The sequence below is a fragment of the Vagococcus sp. AM17-17 genome (genome assembly GCF_003471765.1).
In the GTDB taxonomy this organism is placed as follows: domain Bacteria; phylum Bacillota; class Bacilli; order Lactobacillales; family Vagococcaceae; genus Vagococcus; species Vagococcus teuberi.
The window spans coordinates 578,544-601,846 of the sequence record NZ_QRJY01000001.1; the positions used below are offsets into that span (position 1 = coordinate 578,544).

Below are 23,303 nucleotides of genomic sequence, written 5' to 3' on the forward strand. Positions count from 1 at the left end.
ATAACAAAAAATAATTTTTCACAAATAAAAAAACTCAAACCAAAATGATTTGAGTTTTTCCTATTTTACATTATGATAAAATCAGTGCATCATCTGTTAATGCTTGTCCACTATTTTTTTGGAATAAATCCATTAGATCTTGTACTTTAAGTCCTTCTTTTTGTTCCTGATTAATATCAACTACTATTTTCCCTTCATGTAACATCACTAAACGATTCCCATACTTTATAGCATCTTCCATATTATGCGTAATCATGAGTGTCGTTAGTTGATCTTCGTGAACCATTTTATTTGTTAAAGATAAGACGGATTGACTCGCTTTTGGATCAAGAGCAGCAGTATGCTCATCTAGTAATAATAGTTTAGGTTTTACTAATGTTGCCATAAGTAGTGTCAGTGCTTGACGTTGTCCGCCAGATAGTAGCCCAACTTCTTTTTTTAGTCGTTCTTCTAATCCTAAATCTAAACGAACTAACTGTTTTTTAAACTCTTCTCGTTGACTATCTGTTACACCTAAAGACAAGCCACGTTTTTTTCCACGTGAATAAGCAATCGATAAGTTTTCTTCAATACTTAATCTTGTCGCTGTCCCCATACGTGGATCTTGGAACACTCGCCCGATATGAGCAGCACGTTTTTCAGTTTTTTGATTGGTGATATCCATGTCTTCTAAGAGTATTTTCCCTGAATCAACTGGAATATTTCCTGCGATACAATTTAATAATGTTGACTTTCCAGCACCGTTACCACCGATGACTGTGACAAAATCGCCCTCGTTTAACGTTAAGTTTACTCCACGTAACACATGATGTTCATTCACCGTTCCCACTTCAAAACTTTTATGTATATCCGTTAATGTTAATGTTGCTGACATGATGATTCCTCCTTATTCTCGTTATTTTTTCTTTCGATTCAATTTGTTTTTGATTAAAGGTGACGATAAACAAATCGTTAAAACAATTGCTGAGAATAATTTTAAGTCTGTTGGCGCAACACCTAGATATAGTACTAATGAAATAATGAATCGATAAATAATTGATCCTAGTATAATTAGGAATAATCGTTTAACAAAACTAACATCTTTAAATAAAACCTCACTGATAATGACTGACGCTAATCCAATAACGATTGTGCCAATTCCCATACTAATATCAGCATACCCATTACTTTGTGCCATTAAAGCTCCTGATAAGGCAATTAAACCATTTGATATCATATAGCCAATGATCTTCATATTGTCTGTGTTAATCCCATTAGCCTCACTCATCGCATTATTATCACCTGTAGCATGAATCGCTAAACCAATGGCTGTTCTAAAGAATAAAAACAAGAATAAAATGACAATTAATGAAGCAATCACACCAACGATTAAAGTGGCGATTTGATTAGTCATTCCTAAATCATTAAACAAACGCATGACAGTCTTTTTACCTAATAATGAAACATTGGCCTGCCCCATGATTCTTAGATTGACTGAATACAATCCTGTCATGGTTAATATCCCTGCAAGTAATGCTGGGATTTTTAATTTAGTGTGAAGTAAGCCTGAAACAAGTCCTGCTAATAATCCACCACCTAATCCCATTATTGTCGCAATTAATGGGGAAGTTCCTGACACAATTTGGCTAGCACTAATTGCTGCGCCTAATGGAAAACTAGCCTCTGCTGTTAAGTCTGCCACATCTAAAATTCGGTATGTTAAGTACACACCAATAGCCATAATCGACCACAAAAATCCTTGAGAAACACTTGAAATTATGATATCCATTACAATTCACTCCGCTTATCTTTGTCTTATTTTATCGTTGAAGGGTCAATCCCTAATGCTTTTGCCATATCTTCATTGACTACTAAGTCCAAATCAGTTGGCGTATCTACTGCTAAATCAGCTGGTTTTGCTTCACCTTTTAAAATCTTCACAGCTAATTTTCCAGTTTGTCGACCTAATTTTTCATAGTCTAATCCGTAAGTTGCCAAAGCCCCAACTTTTACATCTTCTGCTGAACCAGTAACTATCGGTAATTTTTTATTTCGTGCAATCTCACCAACTGTCTCCATGGTATTAGCTAAAGTATTATCAGTTGGAATATATACACCATCTACTTCTCCTGCTAGAGCTGTCATAACCTGTTGCACATCATTTGTTGAAGTCACTGTTGATTCTTTGACTTTGACACCTTTTTTCTCAATGGCTTCTTTTGCTAATTTCGCTTGAATAACTGAGTTTTCCTCACTTGAGTTATAAATAATTCCAATCGTTTTTGCATCCGGAACAATTGATAACAATAGATTTGTTTGTTTGTCAATTGGTACCATGTCACTCGTTCCTGTAATATTTTTACCTGGTTTTTCATTGCTATCAACTAGACCTGCCGACACAGCATCTGTCACCGCAGTGAATATTATAGGTATGTCTGTTGTTTCTGTCGCTACTGAAATAGCTGCTGGTGTTGCGATAGTTAAAATCACATCACTTTTTTCTTTTACTAATTTTTCACTCATACTTTTTAGATTTGCCTGATCTCCTTGTGAGTTTAGAGAATCAATTTTTATGTTTTTTCCATCTTCATAACCTTCATCCTTCAATTCAGCAATAAATCCTTCTCTGGCTTTGTCTAAAGATTTATGCTCCATGTATTGCAGAATCCCGACCTTTTGTACACTTGAATCTGTTTCCGCACTGTTATTTCCACATCCAACTAATAATCCGACTGCTGCTAATCCGACTAAACTACTTAACATTTTTTTCTTCATTTTTTTCTTCCTCCATTTTCTTAGTTCAACCACATAAGAAACTCAATTAAAAAAGCATTGACTAGATACAATAATCTAAGCCAATGCTTTAAAAAGATATAAAACGACTATCTTTTAAAATATAAAAGCCACTTAGATTATCTTAACAATCTATGTGGCGAACGTTGCTCGTTAAAATTCCTTAGCCCCATAGATACAAACTTTCCGGTTTGCATCCATGACTGACATGTCTACAAACACTATCTAAAGTAGCTAAAGTAAAAATTATTCAGTTGTGTTGGTTTTTGTTGCTTTGTTGTATTCATAGCAAGTTCCTCACAATCTAAATTTGTTAAACGTAGTATATCTTAATATATCATGTGATGTCAATATTATTTCTCATTTTTTTTTAATTTAATTAAAACAAGATTTGGGTTAATCTAATAAGATACCAAATACCGCTTGGATTAATGCCACTGGAATCATGCCTAATAATGATACTATCACCCATATGCTCCTCATTCGGAACTTCTGACATACCTCCACCTAACAACTCGTTAACCTCAATTTGACTCATTCCTGACTCTAATGCCAAAGTCGTATGACCATATGAACAAATCTCTAAAACAAGATGCCTACTTAAAAATAAAATTCAATGACCCGTGGTGCTAGTTAATTTTTTCCTATAGGAAAATGTCTAAACATGTTGGTAAATCAACAAAAAAACGCATATAGTAGTCTCAAAACTCCCAAGAAATGAGGACTATTTAACAAACTACGATGGTTACGTCGTGACAACTGAACATTTTGACTTAGCCAATCCTGTTACTAAAGTCGATGATATCCCCGATTATGAAATGTACAGTCAAACAATCGATAGCTTAAATAAGCGTTTTGGCAATCGTGTTTTAAAAGGCATAGAAATCGGTTACATCTCTTCTGAAAAGGATCGGATCATCGACTATTTAGCCAATAAAGATTACGATTTAAAATTACTCAGTGTGCATCATAATGGTCAATTTGATATTTAGATGACGAAGTCAAAGATATGAATCCTGCTATTGTGATTCCTCAGTATTTTGCATAACTTTCAGAAGCACTAGTTGTTATAGAAGCAGATGTCTTTGCTCATTTTGACTATGGTTTTCGGGTATTTGGTCTATCCGTTGCTGAATTTAAACAATATGAAGCGTAGTTTTTACCGATTCTAGATCAAGTAATCAAAAATAAATTGACATTCGAATTACATACTAAGAGCGCTTACTTTTATGACAATTTAGTGTTATATGAATATGTCATTGATTTATATCTTTCAAGTGGCGGTACCTTGTTTAGTGTTGGATCAGATGGGCATTACCTTGAACATTTCGTTTCCATTTCGATGATATTTTTGCTCTGTTAAAAGCAAAAGGTGTGACGGAATCATCGATTTATCAAAAAGGAAAGCGAATTATGGTTCCATTACCAGTCTAAAAAAATATCCTCAGCATCAAAAGTGAGGACGTTTTTTTAGATTTCCTTTTCTAAAATCGGACAAATACGATCTTGTTTTCCTAAAGGAAAATGTTTGATCCCGATTTTTTTAAATCCATGACGTTCATAAAAACGAATACCTGCATGATTTTTTTCATAAACAGTCAAACGTAAATAACGTTTTTGTTTCGTTTTAGCATAACGATTCGCTTCATCGAGTAACCGTTGCCCTAACCCTTTGTTTTGATAATCTTTGAGCAGATAGATCCGTTGAATCTCTATAGCATCTTTTTCATCATTGACTTTCATATAACCAATGAGTATTTGATGATCCTTAATACCAATAAATTTACTGGTTGGCTGTTCCAATTCTACTGCCAATATTTCAGTTGTCAATTGTGTCTGTAAATATACTTGCATATCAAGTGGATCTGCACCATCGATAAACGATTCATAAAAACTGACAACACTTACAACTTGTAAAGCATCTAGATCATCATAATCTAAATACGCTAGTGTGATTTGATTGTTCATCTAACTTCTCCTTTTGACATAGTATACTATAAATCTAGTATCTTTCAGAACTCATAAGGAATTGCTCTTATACTAAAAAAATGGACTATTTTTATTCAGTCCGTAAAATGAAAGTATATGATTAATTAATATTATTTCCTAGTTTTAGATAATTGAATCCTCTCCTATTTTTTATTAAACTTGTTTTAGGAAAAAGGGGGCTACAATGATTACAAAATTAAACAGTTTTTCAGACAGGGATTTAGAACAATTGGCACAGATTTGGTTGAATGGCAATTTACAAGCACATTCATTTATTCCCGCTCAGTATTGGAAAAATCAATTTGTGAACATTAAAAAAATGTTGCCTGAAGCAAATATTTTTGTGTATAGGAATAATGAAACAATTATCGGTTTTTTAGGCGAATTAGATGGTTACATAGCTGGATTATTTGTTGGCATAAACTACAGAAACCAAGGTGTTGGTAGCCGATTAATTAATTACCTAAAACAAATAAACGACAAATTAACACTTTCAGTCTATGTAGATAATATTAATGCCGTTAATTTTTATGAGAATAAAGATTTTATCATAGACAGTGTAGGTATGGATACTGAGACTGATTCAAAAGAGTATCATATGATTTGGGAAAAATAAAAGGTAAAGACTTTTTTTATAAAAGCTTTGCTTTTTATTTTGCAATAAATAATGCTAATGTAAGTGACAGAATAATTAGTACCAGTATCGCTAAGACACTTTTGATGCCAAAATCAATAGTTAGACTTATCAAAATAATAAGTGGCAAACCCGTGGTGCTAGTTAATTTTTTCCTAGAGGAAAATGTCTAAACATGTTGGTAAATCAACAAAAAAACGCATATAGTAGTCTCAAAACTCCCAATAAATGAGGACTACATATGCGTTCATCAAAATATACTGAACATTATACAGATACTTTTATAACATTCAAGGAAATTGTGAGAACTGTTTCTAACATATACCACAATTGTGTACCAGATAAGATTAAAAACCGAAGAAATACTGATCAACTGAAGCAACGCGATACAGTGATTATTGCTTGTGTTATATGGGGCATAATTAATGGCTACACTAGCCAAAGAGCCATGTATAGAGCGGTTTGTTCCGTCTTATTTCCTAATGGTGACTTTCCTAGTAGGAGTCGATTCACTCGCTTAAGTTCAAACTTAGCTTACACTATCAAGATTATTCGATACTTTTTCATCAAGAAGCTCACAAAAGGTGAACTAGTCGGAATTATAGATAGTTTTCCTGGTCCATTATGTAAACCAGTTAGAAATAGACAAGCAAAACTATTGAATCAAATAGCCAAAGTTGGCTATAACTCAACAAAAAAATCTTATTTTTATGGTCTTAAAATTCATATGATCGTTACTAATACTGGCTTTCCGATTACTTACTCAATCACGAATCCAGGTGTCCATGACGTGAAAGTGTTAGAGACTTTATCGGAAGAAGCGAATCTTCCCAATATCCTAGGGGACAAAGGATATATTAGCCATAAAATCCATGAAAAGCTTGCCCTTAAGGGCATTACTATATCCGTTCCGCCACGTAAAAACATGAATAAATCAGAAAAACTAGACCACAGCTTACTTGGAAAACAAAGAAAAACAGTTGAGACTGTTTTTTCTTCCTTAGAAAAATTAGGTTGTCAAAATTTCAACTCACGTTCTGTTAAAGGGCTAGAGAGTAGATTTGAAAGCATATTACTGGATTACAGTGTTCTATTAAGCCGAGCACAACGACGTTTCGAAGGAACTTTGAGATATTCTTTAGGATATTAAAATTAACTAGCACCACGGGTAGTCAATGATATAAAAAGAGTTTCGAGTTGGGAAGAAGTTAAGAAAAATGACTTACCAACTATAGACAAAAGGTCTTTTAGTTAATCTAAAAAAGAGCTAGAAAAATTAATTTTCTAACTCCTACTTTTCTATTTCGAGGCTTGTGTTTTCTTTATAAATGAGCGAGGAACTTTTGATTTGAACACCATTTTTTTACCAGTTGTTGGATGTGTAAACACTAGTGTCGTAGCATGTAACCCTAATCGTTTTAGCGGATTACTCGTTGCACCATATTTTTTATCCCCAACAATTGGATGTCCGATACTTTCCATATGAACTCTGATTTGGTTTTTTCTACCAGTATCAAGAGAAACCTCTAATAGGCTGTAGTCATTATTTTTACGTGTTACTTTATAATGACTCACTGCTTTTTTACCACCATTGTCATGTGGATTTGAATAGACTTTAAAGGTTTTACTTTCAGTCAACCATGATGTAATGGTACCTTTATCTTTTGTTACTTTCCCTTCTACCAAAGCTGTATAGAGACGCTCTTGTACTGAATCTTTCCACGTTTCTTGTAACTTATGCTTCACTGACTCTTTCTTAGCAAATAGCATCACACCCGATGTATCTTTGTCCAATCTATGAACGATATAAATACGATTTTTCGGATGGTCACGTTTCACATATCCCATTAATTGATTGTGAGCAGTCGGTTCGTTTCCTTTATCTGTCGCAACTGATAACAATCCCGCTTCTTTATCAATGACAATAATATCATCATCTTCATATACAACACTCAAACCAACCAACGCTTTTTCTTTCATCAATGACTCATTGCTTTGAATACTCACAACATCTCCACTGACTAGTTTATCATTGTGTTTTGTTGTTGGTTTGCCATTCACTGCTACTTGCCCTCTTGTTAAGATTGATTTTACTGAGTTACGACTTTTATTAATATTAATTAATAAAAATGGTAACAACTCAGCGTCCTCAGTAACAGTAAATTTGGTCTGTTGAAATCCATTTGATTTTGTTGGTTTTTTTGATTTATTTTTTTTCATTATCTACCTTACTCTTTCCTTGTTCCATCATAGTCTTCATTGAACATCTTACTATATAATGCAACAAAGAAACAAGTTAAAAATATGTCTTAAACTTGTGTCTTTAGTACATAAACCACTAACATCTGTTTCAAAGTTAAGAATAAAACATTCTATGTTATAATATATTTATCAACTTGAAAGGAATGTGTAGTGTGGAAAAATTTTTATTAGGATCATATACTAGAAGAATAAGTGAAGGAATCTATGACATCACTTTGGATACAAAAAAGAAAGAACTTGTTCAATTAACTCACTTAATCAGTGAAGACAACCCAACTTATCTGGATGTGTCAGATAATGATATTCTTTATGCTGTAGCAAAAGAAGGTGATTTGGGTGGCGTTGCTAGCTATAAAAAAAATGATAATGGTACTTTCACTTTGTTAAACCGTGTCATGCTTGAGGGAGCTCCACCTTGTTATGTCGCTGTTGATAATAAACGTCAAGTTGTTTATGGTGCTAATTATCACCAAGGAATTTTGTACTCTTATAAAATTTCAGAAGATGGCTCTTTAACATTGGCTGACAAAATCCAAGATAATGGACATGGACCTCATGAAAATCAAGATGGGCCTCACGTTCATTACGCTGACTTGACACCTGATAACCGCTTAGTGGTTTGCGACTTAGGAAATGATACGGTTTATACTTATGATGTAGACAATGAGGGTAAATTAACTGAAGTAGCAAAGTTTATCGTATCTCCTGGAACTGGACCTCGTCACCTTGTCTTTCATCCAACTAAACCTATTGCTTACCTTTTCGGTGAGTTATCAAGCGATGTTCTAGTATTAGATTATGATGCTAGCACTGGTAGTTTTAAAGAATTACAAACTATTTCAACTTTACCAGAGACACATACTGGCTTTAATGGTGGAGCTGCTATTCGTATTTCTAAAGACGGTAAGTTTTTATATGCGTCAAATAGAGGGCATAATTCATTAGTTGTTTATGGTATATCTGAAGATGGTAAGACTCTAAATACCTTACAATGGATTTCGGTTGAAGGTGATTTTCCTCGTGATTTTAATCTATCAAAAACTGATGATTTCATCGTAGTTTCTAATCAAAACTCTGATAATCTAACACTTTTTGAAAGAAACAACGACACTGGATTATTAACTCTCTTACAAAAAGATGTTTTTGCTCCAGAAGTCGTTTGTGTTAAAAACTATTAATAAAAAACGTGAGCCCATTTTTCAAATGTTCTCACGTTTTCTTTATTCTTTAACTAGTTTTAATTTCCCCTTACCTACTACATACATCGAACCACCAAACATCGTACTCGTTACTACCCATACACCAATATTAAACCATTTCAACTCGATTGGCTCATGTAAAATAAGCGGAAATAGAAATTCCATCCACCCAAACATAAAAATCCCCCAATTAATATCCGCTATTATTGCTACTCGTTTAATCTTTTTTAATTCTTTTTGATATGTTTCATCATCAAAAACTTCTGTTTTAACAACATCATATTTTTAATAGAATATAATATGAATTAAATTGCTGAATGAGAAATAAAAAAATAGTTCCTAATGAAATAATATGATGCCAAGCATCCCAGATAAAACTAATCATCATGGACATAGTTAACAATATAAACGTAATCATATTAGCATCCGCTAATACTTTATAGATCATTTTTTGTTGGTATTCATCTCTGTCGTCAATAAGTCCTACAAAATGTTTTAATAATTTTTGTTCTGTTTGTTTCATTTTTTTACTCATCATTTTCCATATTCCAAAACAATGTATTTAGATCTGTTTCAAGTTCTCTTGCTATCTTTATACATAAATCTAGCGATGGATTGTAGGTGGTATTTTCAATTAAATTAATTGTTTGTCTTGCAACACCGACTCGTTTTGCTAGTTCAGCTTGCGACCAACTTTTTTGTTTACGATATTCTTTTATTCGGTTCATGATTCCCTCTCTTAAAAAGACATATATGTATGACTAAATTTACTACAACGTTTCCTTCTCTATTTGTCAATTATATATGACATTCATACCAATTTATTACAAAAAACCACTTATTTTCATAAGTGGCTTCTACTATATTTATTTAGTAACCTAACTCTAAATCAACCCTATTTTTTAATGGTTCTTGATGAGTAAAATGAGATAAATTGTCCATCAAAACGTTAAACGCTCTTTCATTATATTTATCAGTAGCACCTGAAATATGCGGGGTGATTAATACATTCTCTAAACATCACAATTCACTGTCCTTAGAGAGTGGTTCTTCTTCAAAAACATCCAGAGCGGCAAACCCAATTTTTTCAGATTTGATATGCTTAATCAAGGCTCTAGTGTCTACAGAGCTACCTCGTCCTATATTTATAAAGATAACCCCGTTTGTCATATTCGAAAATGAACCATCATTAAAAAAATGATAAGTCTCTGGCGTTCCTGGCATTAGATTTATCATAATGTCTACTATACGAAGAATCTCCTTACCTTCTTCAAATGAATATGTTTGAGTAAATCCCTCTACTACTCTACCACTTCGATTTATGCCAAATACATCGCAATCAAAGACTTGTAACGTTTTAGCTAATTGTCTTGCGATATTCCCTGTACCAAATATCATGACTTTTTTCCAACTAAGTCTGTTCCTTTTTCTGTTATACCCCATTCACGTTTTTCTTGATTTAAAATAGATTGACGTATATTTCATGTATAACTAAATAACATTCCCAACACACTTTCAGTCATTTGATGACCATGTATGCCACTAGTTGTGGTAACAGTAATGCTATTACGCTCTAATTTATCCAAAGGTAAGTAATTAACACCCGCTGACAAAGTTTGCACCCATTTCAACGAACGAAACTGGTCAATGTCTGGTAAATATTTCGATCAACCATACATAATTGTTATGTCTTCAGTGTTTTATTGGGTTAGTTCATTAAGTTTAATGATTTCTATATTAGGAAATGTATTTTTTAAATCATTTTCTTGCTCAATAGTTAAATCTACACAATCTAATAACTTCTCCGCCATGTCTATTCTCCCTATTTTTATTTACTCAATTTGATAATTTCAATCAACGTTTTAGCAACTGTCTGCATTGACTCTAACGTAATAAATTCGTACTGACCATGAAAGTTTTCCCCACCTGTAAAAATATTAGGGGTTGGTATTCCCATAAACGATATCTTAGATCCATCTGTTCCACCTCTAAATGGAGTAATAATTGGAGTGATAGCCAGATTTTTCATTGCTTCAATTGCCACATCAACACTTGTCATATCCTGTTCAATGATATCTTTCATATTAAAATACTGATCAATCATATTTACAGATAATCTTGGTCTATCAAGCGTTTTATTCATTTCATCTACTAATCTTGTCATATAATTTTTTCGCTCATTAAAACGCGTTGCATCATGGTCGCGTATAATATAAGTCATTGTTGCAAAGTCGATGCTTCCTTCTAAATCGTGCAACAAGTAAAATCCTTCGTAACCTCGTGTTTTTTCCGGTACATCTAGTTGTGGTAAATGAGCGTCAAACGCCATCGCTACTTTTAAGGCGTTAACCATCATGCCATAAGCCGTCCCTGGATGGACACTTGTCCCATCTATTGTGATAGTCGCCTGAGCTGCATTAAATGTTTCATACTCAAAATGACCAATACGGCCACTATCTATTGTATAAGCATAATCTACGGGGAAAAAGGATGGATCAAAGTGATCTGCTCCAGTCCCTATTTCTTCATCAGGGCCAAATGCTACATAAATATCTCCATGTTCAATCTCAGGATGATCAATGAAATAATCTAACATCTCTAATATCTCGACAATACCAGCCTTATCATCTGCTCCAAGTAATGTTGTGCCATCTGTTGTAATCAACGTTTCGCCAATATAATCTGTTAAGTTAGGAAATTCTCTGATTTTCATCACGATGTTTTTTTCCGAATTTAGTACAACATCTTTTCCATCATAGTGTTCAAAAATTTGTGGGTTGACGTTTTCAGCATTGTAGTCTGCTGTATCTAAATGTGCAATAAATCCTACTGCTTTTGTTTTATTAGTACTATTTTCTGATAACTTAGCTGTTAAAAACCCATTCTTTTCATTATAATGACAATTTTCCAATCCCATTTTTTCTATCTCTTCTTTTAATATCATAGCAAATTCAACTTGCGTTTGAGTTGTGGGGATTGTTTGACTTGTGGCATCTGAGCGAGTATTTAGTTTTGCATACGCAATAAAGCGTTCTAGTAGTTTTGACATGTTATCTCTCCTATTCTTTATAGCAAAAAAACACCTAAGAAGGTGCTTCTTGTTTTATTGTTCATCTTGTTCTTCATCATCATTAGATTTTTTCTTCTTAAAAAATAAAAAGGCTACAACGACAATAAGTGCAATGCCAATATATGGTAACCAATTCATAATAACTTCTCCTGTTTGAGGTAACATACAAACACGTCTCCTTTTATATAATCTACATTTTTCTTTCTATTGAATTATAGCAAATATTATTCTTATTTAACATATTCTTCAATAATATTTTATACGATAACAAAATAGAAAACACCGAAGAATAATTCTTCGATGTTAAATTGTTTACCTATTCAACTGACATATATTTATAATCATAAGGTGCTCCTGCAGTATGACGAACATATCCTTTGATTTTAGAATTGATAAGATGTCCTTCTACTACTTGATACAGTGGAATAATAGCATAATCCTCACCTAGTAATACTTTTTCAGCATCTAAATAATTTTGCCATCTTGCTTCTAAATTTGTAGCATTCGTTGTTCTAGCTTCTTCAATCAGTTTGTCATATTTAGAATTTGAATATTTCCCTTTATTGTAACTATTCCCTGTAATAAATAAGTCTAAGAATGAACTAACATCATTATAATCAGCTCCCCATCCAGTTACTACCATATCAAATTCACCCGCTGTCGTACGATCAAGACGAATAGGTTTTGTCACAACAGCCACTTCAGTTTCAATCCCTAAGACATCTTTATATGCCCCTTGAATATATTCGGCAATTTTTTTGGTTGAATCGTTATCATCTGTCAAGATTTCAAAGCTAAGTGTGTCAATATTCAACTCTTTTTTAGCTTTTTCAAAATACTCTTTCGCTTTTTTTTCATTAAATTCCTTGTATTCCCCTGACTCTTCAACAAAATCTTTCCCTGTTTCCGGATTTGATGCCAATCCTTTAGGAACAATACCTTTAACAGACTGAGAACCATCCCCTAAAACATTATTAACAATAGCTTCTCCGTCTACTGCATATGATAAAGCTTTACGTAAATTAACATTTTCAAAGTGTTTATCTTTTCTTTCTTGATTCATTTCTAAGTAAATCGTTCTTCCATCTGGCACCCCAACAAAATCAGTATCTTCACGATATTGTTGAGCTAATTCACCACTAATAGTAACATCATCTAGTTGATTATCTTCATATAAATTGAGTGCTGTTGAGGCTTCTTTTACAACTTGAGCATCGATTTTTTCCATTTTCACATTGTCTTTATCCCAATAATTAGGATTTTTTTCATAAGACCACTCCACATCTGAACCTGGTCCATCAAAGTTAGTTAAGACAAATGGTCCATTATAAATTGTTTTATCACTTGAATTACCGTAGTCTTTCCCATATTCTTCCACTGCTTTTTTATTTAATGGATAAAATGTTGGAAAAGCTAATAAATAATCAAAATAAGGTGTCGCATTAGCTAATGTAATGTTTAATTCATAATCATTCACTGCTTCTATACCCAATTCTGTTGGTTGTTTTTTACCTTCTATAATTTCTGAGCCATTTTTTACATTTTCAAAAAGGTAAGCATACTCTGCACCGATACTAGGATCTACCACTCGCTGCCATGCATAAACATAATCATCTGCTACAACAGGATCCCCATTACTCCACTTTGCATCTTCTCTTAGTTTAATTGTGTATTCTAATCCATCTTCACTGACGGTTGCTAATTCTTTTGCTCCAGCAGCGGTAGGTTTGTTTGTTTCATCCAATCTATAAATACCTTCATTAATTTGATTTATCACACCAAAACTAACTAAATCCGTAGCATTACCCGGATCAATTGAAGCTACCTCTTGTGGAATAGCTAATCTAGCAACCTGCTCAATCTTTCCGTTAGATGATTCTTGTTTTTTCGTATTATTTCCTCCGCAAGATGCTAATAACCAAACTGCACTAACTAGTGCTAATCCTACTTTTATTCTTTTACTCATTCTACTCCTCCTCTTATAACTAATGAAATTTATTTTATCTGTTTTATTAGAAAAAATCAATTATTTTATCATTTTTTTCTAATCTTATTATTTTAAATTCATAATGGTTTAAAAGTATTGTATAAAAAAAACGAAAATACTGAATAAGCATCATTTTTATACATTTATTCAAAAAAACTTGCATATTAATTATAAGACGTATATAATTAGACCCAAGATCAAAAAGAAAGGAGTATTTTAATGAAACAATTCATAAATAAAAAACTATCGCTATTATTTGTTTTCTTTATAAGTTTTACAGCTTTTCTATTTCCTCTTCATTCATTAGCCGAAGAAGATGCCATTTTAAAAGGGATAAAGGATAAAGGGGTGCTAACAGTTGGCCTATCTGCTGATTACGCTCCGTATGAATTTCATGCTACAGTTGATGGTAAAGATAAAGTTGTCGGAACAGATATTTTAATTGCTCAAAAAATTGCTGATGATATGGGGGTTAAATTAAAAGTAGAGGAATATGGATTTGACGCTTTAATTGGGGCTCTTAAAACTGGCAAAATTGATTTAATTATCTCTGGTATGTCTCCTTCTCCTGAACGTTTGAAGGAAGTTGATTTTTCTGATCCATACATGACTGTTCAACAAAAAGTTGTCATTAGAAAAGAAGATCAAGATAAATTTAAAACCGTTGATGACTTTAATGGAATCAAAGTTGGGGCTCAAGTTCAATCCATGCAGGAGGAATTAGCCAACAATGACTTAAAAGCTAATACCGTTTCTTTACAACAAGTGCCTGATATTATTCTACAACTTCAACAAAAGAAAATTGATGCGGCTGTAATCGAAGAACCTGTTGCTGAAGCTTACTTAACACAAGATGACTCTTTAATGTTTGCTGACATTAAACTAGATAATGCTGACAAAGGAACAGCCGTTGCACTACAAAAGAATTCTCCTGATTTTCTTAATCTAGTGAATACGTCTATCAAAGAAATTAATGATAAAGATTTAATGAAAGACTATAAACAAAAAGTCATTCCTTATATGTTCCAAGATGAGTCTTTTATGAAAAAATATGCTCCCTACTACATTAAAGGGACAGGTTATACAATTTTCTTAGCATTTGTTGGCGTGTTATGTGGTAGTGTATTAGGAACGCTACTTGCATTAATGAAACGCTCTAAAAATAAATTATTTAAATGGATTTCAGTCATCTACATCGAATACGTTCGCGGAACTCCCTTACTGGTTCAAATTTTCTTAGTTTTCTTTGGATTAAATGTGTTAGGAATTAATTTAAGTGCACTCGCTTCAAGTTGCGTGGCACTATCTCTAAATAGTGGCGCTTACGTGGCTGAAATCATTCGTGCTGGGTTAAACGCCGTTGATAAAGGACAAGCTGAGGCGGCACGATCTCTAGGAATGAGTCAGAAAAAGGCGATGAGATACATTATCATGCCTCAAGCGATTAAAAATATTTTACCTGCTTTAGGTAACGAGTTTGTGACAGTTATTAAAGAATCCTCTGTCGTATCAGTGATTGGGGTATCTGAATTGATGTTCCAAGCAGGTGTGGTACGTGGTGCAAGTTTCAAACCATTCTTACCGATTTTAATTGCATCATTGATTTATTTTGTATTAACCTTTACCTTATCTCGTGCATTAGGTGTAGCTGAAAGGAGAATTGGTGCCAATGATTAAAATACATGATTTAAAAAAATCCTTTGGTGATAATGATGTCTTAAAAGGAATTAATTTAGATATAAAAGCCGGCGAAGTGGTTGTGGTGATTGGTCCTTCTGGTAGCGGAAAAAGTACATTTCTACGTTGTTTAAACTTACTCGAAACACCGACAAGTGGTGTGATTGAATTTGAGGGAACCAACCTACTTGATCCAAAAATAGACATCAATCAACTACGTCAAAAAATGGGTATGGTGTTCCAAAACTTTAACCTCTTCCCACATAAAACAGTATTAGAAAATTTGACTATTAGCCCAGTAAAAGTTAAAAACGAGTCACAAGAAACAGCAGAAAAAGAAGGACTTGCTTTACTTGAACGTGTTGGACTAAAAGATAAAGCCAATCAATACCCAAAAAGTTTATCTGGTGGTCAACAACAACGTGTCGCGATTGCGCGTGCCCTAGCGATGCATCCAGATGTCATGTTGTTTGATGAACCAACAAGTGCGCTAGATCCTGAGATGGTTGGTGAAGTTTTAGCGGTTATGAATGCCTTAGCTAAAGAAGGGATGACGATGGTCGTCGTGACTCACGAGATGGGATTTGCCCGAGAAGTAGCAGATCGAGTGATTTTTATGGATAAAGGTGTGATTCAAGAAGAAGGCACACCTGAAGACATCTTTTTACACCCAAAAAATGACAGAACACAAGACTTTTTAGAAAAAGTACTATAAAATGAAGTCAAAGGTTAAGCCTTTGACTTTTTATTATTAAGGGGGATATCAATGAATAAAAACATGCTAAATACTTATTATCAACTACCTAATGAAAGCTTATTAATGGAGTTTACAGACTTAGCGAGTAAAACACCAAACTTACTTAATCTTTCTATAGGAGACCCAGATATTACAACACCTAAAGAAATAATCGATGCCGCATTTAAAGATGTGGCAAATGGACACACGCACTATACTGCCTCTGATGGTAGCGATGATTTTCTAACAAGTGTGGTAAATTTTTACCAAACACAATATGGTTTAACATTTGAAAAAAATCAAGTACGCGCTACTGTAGGTGCCTTACAAGGAATGTATTTAACTCTTCAAGTTCTACTAAACGAAGGTGATGAAGTGATTATACATGAACCATATTTTTCTCCTTATAAAACACAAGTCATTGAAGCTGGTGGTATACCAGTTATTATTCCCACTTATGAAAAAGATGGGTTCCAAATTGATCCAACTATTTTAAAAGACGCTATCACACCAAAAACAAAAGCAATTATTATCAATTCGCCAAATAATCCAACAGGTGCTGTCTTTTCAAAAGAAACACTAACGAAAATAGCGGAACTTGCAACAAAACATAATTTATTTATCTTATCAGATGAAGTATATGAAGCATTCACGTTTGGTGAAGAATTTACACCAATGGCATCTCTTGCTCCTGAGAATACCATAACATTTAGTAGTTTTTCAAAAACTTTTGCTATGACTGGTTGGAGAATAGGCTATATGATTGCGCCCAAATACATTAATGATGCCTGTCATTTGTTATCTGAAGATGTGACTTACTCTGCCCCTACCCCTTCTCAACGTGCTGGTATTTATGCACTTGATAACTATCAAGCTGTATCAAAAGATGTCGTAGAATTATTTAAAACTAGACTAGAATACATCGAAAAACGTGTGAAAGACATTCCTTTTATGACTTTGCATTCACTTAAAGGAAGTATTTATGCCTTTATCAACATTAGTCAAACAGGATTAAATTCTGTTGATTTTGCTAAAAAATTACTAACAGAACAACAAGTTTTAGTTATTCCAGGTCAAGCATTTGGAGAAAGTGGAACAAACTTTATCAGACTGGCCGCAACACAAGATATCCCCGTTTTAAAAGAAGCCTTTGATCGCACTGAAAAACTAACATTTTAGTTATCTATTATTTTATCAATCAAACTTTTTATGATACACTACGCTAAAGGAGAGATGATTATGGTAAAAAAACATTCACTAATTGATTTGAAAAATAGTATTCTTTCATCACATATGTATATCTCAGAAGGTAAAATAATTATCATTTATAATAACTCTGAACGCTTTGTTTATGACGACATGGAATTTTTTGAACTTGTTTATAGTGGTAATGATTTGTATCTCAATTTCTCAAGAAAAGGCACCGATGAACGGTACGATGATCATATCAATTTAACCACTGTTCACAATATCAATGGTGTGTTAATTAATCCCGCTGGTTAAGTCCCAATAAGTTTTGGGGCTTTTTATTTTATTTTTTAGGGCGCCTTAATATTTTTTTCCATCTTTTCTAAATGATAGGTTGTCTGATATACTTGCCTTCGTATCATTTAAGGAGTGAGTTTATTGACTAAAAGGATAAATGAAATCAAACAAGCTGAAAAAGGAGCAATCATCTCGATATTTACCTATATTTTCCTAGCTATTATTAAACTGGCTGCAGGGTATTATGGACAATCACAAGCTCTATCTGCTGACGGGTTAAATAACTTTACTGATATGATCGCTTCAATTGCAGTATTAATTGGATTAAAGTTATCAAGAAAGCCTGCTGACAACGAACACCGATATGGACACTGGAAAGCCGAAAACGTTGCGTCTTTATTAACGTCACTAATTATGTTTGCTGTTGGGGTTCAAGTTGTGATGGACGGTGTTCACTCGGTTATTGACAAGCAAATGGAACAACCTAGTCAACTGGCTGCTTACGTTGGATTATTTTCAGCTGTAATTATGTATGGAGTGTATCTTATCAATAAAAAAATTGCTCAAAAAAATAATAGCCAAGCACTTCATGCGGTTGCCAAAGATAATTTGAGTGACATGCTTACAAGTATTGGTACATCTGTTGCTGTCTTTGCCGCATCATTTAAACTAGGATGGCTTGATACACTAACAGCAATTATTATTGGTTGCATTATTTTGAAAACAGCTTTTGAAATTTTTAAAGAAAGTACATTTTATTTATCTGATGGCTTTGATAAAGATTTGTTAGCTTTATATAAAGATGATATCCTTAAAATGGATGGAATCATGGATGTCGTGAGTATCCGTGCAAGAAGTTTAGGGGCTAATGTCTTTTTAGATGTTGTTGTATCAATGAACCCAAACTTAACGGTAGAAAAAAGTCACCATCTAGTGGATAATCTAGAGAGTGACTTAAAAGAAAAATATGAGATTTTTGATATTGATGTCCATGTCGAACCATTCTATCCAAGTAAATAAGTGATAAGGATTTGATACTATGTCAATAAAACGCAAAATCGGAATTATAGGTGGCGGAATCGTTGGGTCGACTGCTGCCTTTTATCTTTCTAACGATCCAGAAGTTGAGTTGCTATTGTTTGATGATGGCAAAGGACAAGCAAGTAGTGCGGCTGCAGGTATTATTTCCCCTTGGCTATCTCAAAGAAGAAACAAAGAATGGTATTTTTTAGCTCGAGAAGGGGCTAAATTTTACTCTGACTATATGAGTGATTTAGCTAAATATCTAGATACAAAAAAAATCTACAAAAAAACAGGTACTTTACTTTATAAAAAGACACCAAAATTATTGGATAAATTGGAAAAAATTGCTTATGATAGACGCAAAGAAGCCCCTGAAATTGGCGAGATTGAAAGATTATCTGGTAAAGATATTCAAGAGCAATTCCCTTTTGTCACATCTGATGAGGATGCTCTCTTTATTACAGGTGGTGCAAAAATTGACGGAGAAAATTTAGTTAAAAACATACATCATTTATTAAAGGAAAAGAATCAGTTAAAACGAACACGTGTTACTAATCTATCTATTTCTGATGATAAATGGGTTATCACAACAGATGAAGACTCTGTTGTGGTGGATGATGTGATTATTGCCGCTGGGGCATGGTTACCTCGTTTACTCGAATCATTAAACCTATCAGTTGATATTAGACCTCAAAAAGGACAATTAATCGAAATCCAAACAGATATAGAAACAACTGATTTACCAGTTATCATGCCTGTTGGGGAATCAGATATCATTCCTTTTTATGATGGAAAAATATTAGTCGGTGCCACACATGAAAATGATGAAGGCTTTGACTTAACACCAGAAAATAAGTTACTCAACCAATTAAAAGAAATAGCGACTCAAACAGTTGGTCAACTAGCTGATTATGGCATTGATAGTTACCGTGTAGGAACACGTGCTTATACTTCTGATTTCCTACCATTTTTTGGTGAAGTTGAAAACCTAAGTAATTTACTAGTAGCAAGTGGGCTTGGTTCATCTGGGTTGACAACTGGGCCAATTATTGGTAAAACAATGGTAGATTGGTTATACAATAAAAAGACGTTATTTGAGTCTTACAAACATCAACCTAATCATTACATTCAACCAAAGATGAAGGGAGAATAACAGATGGGATTAACATTTAAGAAAAAAGATTCTTTAGAAAAAATGTTTGAAGAATTTGCCATTGAACCAAAAGAAGATAAAAAAAATACACCTGAAGTAAAGAAAGAAACAACAACTGTCAATTTTTCAGTTAATCAAAAAACAGAAGATAAAAAATAAAAAATCCACAACACTCGTTGCGGATTTTTTATTTTACAATATATAACCAAGCATCTTTTTCATCTAATAGCTTGGGATTTTTTTCTGCTGCTTCATTGATGGACACAACCACTCCAGAAACAGGAGAGTCATACTCAACAACTGCTTTTTCAGCTTCAAGTTCCACAACTGGTTCACCTGCTATTACTTCTTTTCCAACTTTTGGTAACATCGCAAATGTGATACTTCCTAAATCATCTTGGGCAGTCGATGTTAAGCCAACTTTTTTACCTTCTGATACTTCTTTCACCCATAATGTTTCTTCTGACATACCAACACATCCTTTATTATTTTAACAATAACTCTTCATATTCTGATTCTTTAAATCCTAATAACACTTTATCGCCTAATTCTAAAATAGGACGCTTAATCAACATGCCATCAGCAGTTAAACGTGTTGCAGCCTCTTCTTTAGAAAAATCATTTACCATATCTTTTAAGTGTTGTTCTCTATATCTTACTCCACTCGTATTAAAAAAACGGCGAATTGGGTAATCATTTGTTTCCATCCAAGAAACAAGCTGTTCTTTTGTAGGTGGTGTTTCAATCATGTCGATTAATTTATAATCAATCTGGTGCTCGTCTAACCAAGCAATGGCTTTTTTACATGTAGAACATTTTGGGTACCAATAAAATGTAGTCATTTTCTCACCTTCACTTCCCTTATTTTGTACGTATCTAGTATAGCATATCAATTATTAAAAAAAAGGGGACAAATTTCCTTTTTACTGATATATTTTCAGTTTTTATGATAAAATAAATGAGTTAATATATTTTAGCAATTAATTTGTAGGAGGGACAATTATGTCAAGATCTTCCAATAAAGAAGACTATTTAAAAGCGATTTATGAGAACAATGGCATTGACGAATTTGTTTCAAATAAAACACTCTCCCAACATCTTCATGTATCCCCTGCGTCTGTTAGCGAAATGGTTGAAAAGCTACAAAAAGATGGATTGATTGAGTATAAACCGTATACTGGAGCAAAATTGACTCTTGAAGGATTAAATCAAACGATTATTATCATTAGAAACCATCGAATTATCGAAACCTTTTTATACGATAAATTAGGATATTCTTTATACGATTTGCATCACCTATCTGAAGAACTAGAACATGTTAAAGACTCCGTATTCTTTAATAGATTATATGATTATTTAGGAAATCCAACCAACTGTCCCCATGGTGGTATCATACCAACACAAGACAACTACAGAGAACAAGCAATTATTCCCTTGACCCAATTTAGTATTGGCGACACTCCTATTATTGGCCGAGTTATGGACGATGTGTCAGTCTTAACTTATCTTGACAGCATTAATCTATCAATTGGTGACACTATCACTATAATAGATATTGATGAATTTAATGAACTAATTATATTTAAGATTAATAAGGATAATTCTCAACACCATATTAGCCATAAACAGGCTAGTATTATTTTTTCAACAAACGAAACATCTTAAAACATAAGCAGCGACTATAGAATATAACTATAATCGCTGCCTTTTAATTTTTATCGATGAATAATGATATGTCATATTCATCACCAAGCCAACAGCTATCATACTACTTAACAAAGCTGATCCACCTTGACTAATAAATGGAAGCGGAATTCCCGTAAGTGGTAATAAACCGATATTTGCCCCAATATTTTCAAAAACATGGAATACAATCATCATCACAACACCTGCTGTAATATATGAGAAAAAAACATTTTTTGTTTCAAAACAAGTTTTAATCATACGATATACTAACAATAAGTACATCAAGATAACAAATATACTTCCAATAAATCCAAAATTTTCTGCAACTACTGAAAAAATCATGTCTGATGATCTCACTGGAACATAGATATCTGTCACATTAAATCCTTTACCAAAAAAACCACCTGTTGCAATGGCTAATAAGGCCTGTACTTGCTGATAAGATTGGTTATTCGGATCAAAGAAAGGATCAATCCAGGCATCTATCCTAGCAAATTGGTAAGCTTTGAATCCTAATTTATATAAAAATTCTCTACCACTATCTGTTGTGACCAAATATATCAATGCCAACCCTAAAAATAGCGCAAGTGTTACCACAGCTACAATTATTTTCCACGAAATACCAGATACTAAAAACACACCGCCTAGTATCGCTAAAAAGACCAGCATCGTACCAAAATCATTTTGTAGATTTAACAAAATAGCAATAGGTACCGTTACTAAAAGCATTTTTCCTACTAGTAATCCATCTGTTTTTATATCTCGTACTTGATACATTTGATTATGACCTGTCACAATATAGGATAACATCAAAATATATAAAATCTTAACCAACTCAGCTGGTTGAAATGTTACCGACCCAAAACGAAACCAATTTTTAGATCCAGTTTCTAATGCAAGTGGGACATCATAAAAAAATAATAATAACATCATTAAAATCAAACCTAAGATATAAGCATATGGCGTTAGTTTCCATATAATTTCTGGTTTAATGATCATTGTTACATACAATGAAGCTCCTCCAATGGCATACCAGAGTACTTGCTGTAACATTTTTTTTAAAACATCTGTTGAAGAGTACTCACCACTGATTGCCACATACATTGACATCAATCCGATAATACTTAGAAAGAAAACTGGTAATAAGATCCGATAATTAATCTGATGAAACTCCCTTTTTTCCGTTCGTAACATAAACTAATCCTTCATCGTTTCTGTTAACTCATTTGTTTGTGTACTTGAGTTGGGATCAGCTGGGGTACTCATCATTTGATTAACTAGTCTGTGACGTAAATCTGATAATTCTAACTGGCTTTCTTTATATTTTTCCTCTAACGTTGATACATATTCTGAACTGGTGTCATCAAGTGGACTCGCTTTTAAATCTTCAAGTTTTTTATTTAGCTCTTTAACCGTTCTATTTTTCTTCCAAATAGTCCCCATTGTCCCAATTAATGTAATAATCGCACCAATGATAACAGATGATATAATAATTAAAACAAGTGGTACACGTTGCTTGGTAAATATAAAATTAATCGTTATTGGTTGAGCATTTATTACAGCAAATAACACGACTACAAATAGTAATAACAAAATAACAATCGTCTTCGTTGTGTTTTTCATTTTATTT

General features: G+C 33.3%; 29 protein-coding genes and 1 pseudogene. 12 read left to right on the forward strand and 18 right to left on the reverse strand.

Annotated features, from left to right (window positions below; all coding sequences use genetic code 11):
• Nucleotides 1-70: 70 nt before the first annotated feature.
• The 4 genes from DW196_RS02790 to DW196_RS11315 all read right to left on the reverse strand — a co-directional run bounded on the left by DW196_RS02790 (nucleotide 71) and on the right by DW196_RS11315 (nucleotide 3,310).
• Entirely contained in the window at nucleotides 71-874 is an 804-nt protein-coding gene (locus tag DW196_RS02790) for an ABC transporter ATP-binding protein (protein ID WP_118249936.1), read from the reverse strand.
• Between the two features lie 21 nt (nucleotides 875-895).
• Nucleotides 896-1,768 carry an ABC transporter permease gene (locus DW196_RS02795; protein WP_118249938.1) on the reverse strand — a complete coding sequence of 291 codons (873 nt, stop codon included), beginning with the start codon at nucleotides 1,766-1,768 and terminating at the stop codon, nucleotides 896-898.
• 26 nt (nucleotides 1,769-1,794) lie between these two features.
• The gene (locus DW196_RS02800) at nucleotides 1,795-2,754 is read right to left on the reverse strand and encodes an ABC transporter substrate-binding protein (protein ID WP_118249940.1); all 960 of its coding nucleotides are present in this window, start codon (nucleotides 2,752-2,754) and stop codon (nucleotides 1,795-1,797) included.
• A gap of 397 nt (nucleotides 2,755-3,151) precedes the next feature.
• Nucleotides 3,152-3,310 (reverse strand): hypothetical protein, encoded by a 159-nt coding sequence (locus tag DW196_RS11315; RefSeq protein WP_157093647.1) that lies wholly within the window; start codon nucleotides 3,308-3,310, stop codon nucleotides 3,152-3,154.
• Nucleotides 3,311-3,524: 214 nt separating this feature from the next.
• Between DW196_RS11315 and DW196_RS11535 the strand changes: the two are divergent.
• A pseudogene (locus tag DW196_RS11535) lies at nucleotides 3,525-4,206 on the forward strand (hypothetical protein).
• A 36-nt stretch (nucleotides 4,207-4,242) separates the two neighbouring features.
• Here the strand turns inward: DW196_RS11535 and DW196_RS02815 are convergent.
• Nucleotides 4,243-4,740 carry a GNAT family N-acetyltransferase gene (locus tag DW196_RS02815; protein ID WP_118249942.1) on the reverse strand — a complete coding sequence of 166 codons (498 nt, stop codon included), beginning with the start codon at nucleotides 4,738-4,740 and terminating at the stop codon, nucleotides 4,243-4,245.
• 205 nt (nucleotides 4,741-4,945) lie between these two features.
• Here DW196_RS02815 and DW196_RS02820 point away from each other — a divergent pair, with 205 nt between their 5' ends.
• Both DW196_RS02820 and DW196_RS02825 read left to right on the forward strand, forming a co-directional pair.
• Complete coding sequence (locus tag DW196_RS02820; RefSeq protein WP_118249944.1) at nucleotides 4,946-5,377, forward strand: GNAT family N-acetyltransferase; 432 nt, start codon at nucleotides 4,946-4,948, stop codon at nucleotides 5,375-5,377.
• Nucleotides 5,378-5,636: 259 nt separating this feature from the next.
• Nucleotides 5,637-6,545: an IS982 family transposase gene (locus tag DW196_RS02825; protein ID WP_118249946.1), complete on the forward strand. Its 909-nt coding sequence runs from the start codon at nucleotides 5,637-5,639 to the stop codon at nucleotides 6,543-6,545.
• A gap of 149 nt (nucleotides 6,546-6,694) precedes the next feature.
• On the opposite strand, the gene DW196_RS02830 is transcribed toward DW196_RS02825, so the two are convergent.
• The gene (locus DW196_RS02830; protein WP_118249948.1) at nucleotides 6,695-7,615 is read right to left on the reverse strand and encodes an RluA family pseudouridine synthase; all 921 of its coding nucleotides are present in this window, start codon (nucleotides 7,613-7,615) and stop codon (nucleotides 6,695-6,697) included.
• Nucleotides 7,616-7,800: 185 nt separating this feature from the next.
• On the opposite strand from DW196_RS02830, the gene DW196_RS02835 reads away from it, so the two are divergent.
• Nucleotides 7,801-8,835, forward strand: coding sequence for a lactonase family protein (locus tag DW196_RS02835; protein WP_118250210.1), 1,035 nt, complete (start codon nucleotides 7,801-7,803; stop codon nucleotides 8,833-8,835).
• Nucleotides 8,836-8,877: 42 nt separating this feature from the next.
• Here DW196_RS02835 and DW196_RS11320 read toward each other — a convergent pair whose 3' ends face one another.
• The 8 genes from DW196_RS11320 to DW196_RS02865 form a co-directional block, all read right to left on the reverse strand.
• Nucleotides 8,878-9,033: a hypothetical protein gene (locus tag DW196_RS11320; RefSeq protein ID WP_158563502.1), complete on the reverse strand. Its 156-nt coding sequence runs from the start codon at nucleotides 9,031-9,033 to the stop codon at nucleotides 8,878-8,880.
• Nucleotides 9,034-9,133: 100 nt separating this feature from the next.
• Complete coding sequence (locus DW196_RS02840; protein WP_147408664.1) at nucleotides 9,134-9,379, reverse strand: hypothetical protein; 246 nt, start codon at nucleotides 9,377-9,379, stop codon at nucleotides 9,134-9,136.
• Nucleotides 9,380-9,383: 4 nt separating this feature from the next.
• Nucleotides 9,384-9,584 carry a helix-turn-helix transcriptional regulator gene (locus DW196_RS02845; RefSeq protein WP_118249952.1) on the reverse strand — a complete coding sequence of 67 codons (201 nt, stop codon included), beginning with the start codon at nucleotides 9,582-9,584 and terminating at the stop codon, nucleotides 9,384-9,386.
• Between the two features lie 292 nt (nucleotides 9,585-9,876).
• Complete coding sequence (locus tag DW196_RS02850) at nucleotides 9,877-10,299, reverse strand: NAD(P)-dependent oxidoreductase (protein ID WP_118249954.1); 423 nt, start codon at nucleotides 10,297-10,299, stop codon at nucleotides 9,877-9,879.
• 38 nt (nucleotides 10,300-10,337) lie between these two features.
• Nucleotides 10,338-10,505, reverse strand: coding sequence for a hypothetical protein (locus DW196_RS11690; protein ID WP_338115226.1), 168 nt, complete (start codon nucleotides 10,503-10,505; stop codon nucleotides 10,338-10,340).
• 179 nt (nucleotides 10,506-10,684) lie between these two features.
• A complete protein-coding gene (gene pepT / locus DW196_RS02855; protein ID WP_118249956.1) occupies nucleotides 10,685-11,905 on the reverse strand; it encodes a peptidase T in 1,221 nt (406 codons plus the stop codon).
• Between the two features lie 54 nt (nucleotides 11,906-11,959).
• Nucleotides 11,960-12,091, reverse strand: a complete 132-nt coding sequence (locus tag DW196_RS02860) for an LPXTG cell wall anchor domain-containing protein (RefSeq protein ID WP_084657218.1) — start codon at nucleotides 12,089-12,091, stop codon at nucleotides 11,960-11,962.
• A 151-nt stretch (nucleotides 12,092-12,242) separates the two neighbouring features.
• Complete coding sequence (locus DW196_RS02865) at nucleotides 12,243-13,892, reverse strand: peptide ABC transporter substrate-binding protein (RefSeq protein WP_118249958.1); 1,650 nt, start codon at nucleotides 13,890-13,892, stop codon at nucleotides 12,243-12,245.
• A gap of 240 nt (nucleotides 13,893-14,132) precedes the next feature.
• Here DW196_RS02865 and DW196_RS02870 point away from each other — a divergent pair, with 240 nt between their 5' ends.
• The 7 genes from DW196_RS02870 (at nucleotide 14,133) to DW196_RS11465 (ending at nucleotide 20,146) form a co-directional block, all read left to right on the forward strand.
• Nucleotides 14,133-15,590 carry an ABC transporter substrate-binding protein/permease gene (locus DW196_RS02870; protein WP_118249960.1) on the forward strand — a complete coding sequence of 486 codons (1,458 nt, stop codon included), beginning with the start codon at nucleotides 14,133-14,135 and terminating at the stop codon, nucleotides 15,588-15,590.
• Nucleotides 15,583-16,305, forward strand: a complete 723-nt coding sequence (locus DW196_RS02875; protein ID WP_071457240.1) for an amino acid ABC transporter ATP-binding protein — start codon at nucleotides 15,583-15,585, stop codon at nucleotides 16,303-16,305. The genes DW196_RS02870 and DW196_RS02875 overlap by 8 nt, the downstream gene beginning before the upstream one ends.
• A 51-nt stretch (nucleotides 16,306-16,356) precedes the next feature.
• Nucleotides 16,357-17,505: a pyridoxal phosphate-dependent aminotransferase gene (locus DW196_RS02880; RefSeq protein ID WP_118249962.1), complete on the forward strand. Its 1,149-nt coding sequence runs from the start codon at nucleotides 16,357-16,359 to the stop codon at nucleotides 17,503-17,505.
• Between the two features lie 60 nt (nucleotides 17,506-17,565).
• Complete coding sequence (locus DW196_RS02885; protein ID WP_071457242.1) at nucleotides 17,566-17,829, forward strand: hypothetical protein; 264 nt, start codon at nucleotides 17,566-17,568, stop codon at nucleotides 17,827-17,829.
• A gap of 123 nt (nucleotides 17,830-17,952) precedes the next feature.
• The gene (locus DW196_RS02890) at nucleotides 17,953-18,831 is read left to right on the forward strand and encodes a cation diffusion facilitator family transporter (protein ID WP_118249964.1); all 879 of its coding nucleotides are present in this window, start codon (nucleotides 17,953-17,955) and stop codon (nucleotides 18,829-18,831) included.
• 19 nt (nucleotides 18,832-18,850) lie between these two features.
• Nucleotides 18,851-19,987: an FAD-binding oxidoreductase gene (locus tag DW196_RS02895; protein WP_118249966.1), complete on the forward strand. Its 1,137-nt coding sequence runs from the start codon at nucleotides 18,851-18,853 to the stop codon at nucleotides 19,985-19,987.
• Between the two features lie 3 nt (nucleotides 19,988-19,990).
• Nucleotides 19,991-20,146: an SPJ_0845 family protein gene (locus DW196_RS11465; RefSeq protein WP_169817675.1), complete on the forward strand. Its 156-nt coding sequence runs from the start codon at nucleotides 19,991-19,993 to the stop codon at nucleotides 20,144-20,146.
• Between the two features lie 28 nt (nucleotides 20,147-20,174).
• Here DW196_RS11465 and DW196_RS02900 read toward each other — a convergent pair whose 3' ends face one another.
• Together DW196_RS02900 and DW196_RS02905 are read right to left on the reverse strand one after the other, a co-directional pair.
• Entirely contained in the window at nucleotides 20,175-20,456 is a 282-nt protein-coding gene (locus DW196_RS02900; RefSeq protein ID WP_071457244.1) for a glycine cleavage system protein H, read from the reverse strand.
• A 16-nt stretch (nucleotides 20,457-20,472) separates the two neighbouring features.
• Entirely contained in the window at nucleotides 20,473-20,829 is a 357-nt protein-coding gene (locus tag DW196_RS02905) for an arsenate reductase family protein (protein WP_118249968.1), read from the reverse strand.
• 160 nt (nucleotides 20,830-20,989) lie between these two features.
• Between DW196_RS02905 and DW196_RS02910 the strand changes: the two genes are divergently transcribed.
• Entirely contained in the window at nucleotides 20,990-21,652 is a 663-nt protein-coding gene (locus DW196_RS02910) for a metal-dependent transcriptional regulator (protein WP_071457246.1), read from the forward strand.
• A 27-nt stretch (nucleotides 21,653-21,679) separates the two neighbouring features.
• On the opposite strand, the gene DW196_RS02915 is transcribed toward DW196_RS02910, so the two are convergent.
• Both DW196_RS02915 and DW196_RS02920 read right to left on the reverse strand, forming a co-directional pair.
• On the reverse strand, nucleotides 21,680-22,867 hold the full coding sequence (locus tag DW196_RS02915) for an FtsW/RodA/SpoVE family cell cycle protein (protein ID WP_118249970.1): 1,188 nt from the start codon (nucleotides 22,865-22,867) through the stop codon (nucleotides 21,680-21,682).
• 3 nt (nucleotides 22,868-22,870) lie between these two features.
• Nucleotides 22,871-23,296, reverse strand: a complete 426-nt coding sequence (locus DW196_RS02920; RefSeq protein ID WP_118249972.1) for a lipopolysaccharide assembly protein LapA domain-containing protein — start codon at nucleotides 23,294-23,296, stop codon at nucleotides 22,871-22,873.
• Nucleotides 23,297-23,303: the final 7 nt, after the last annotated feature.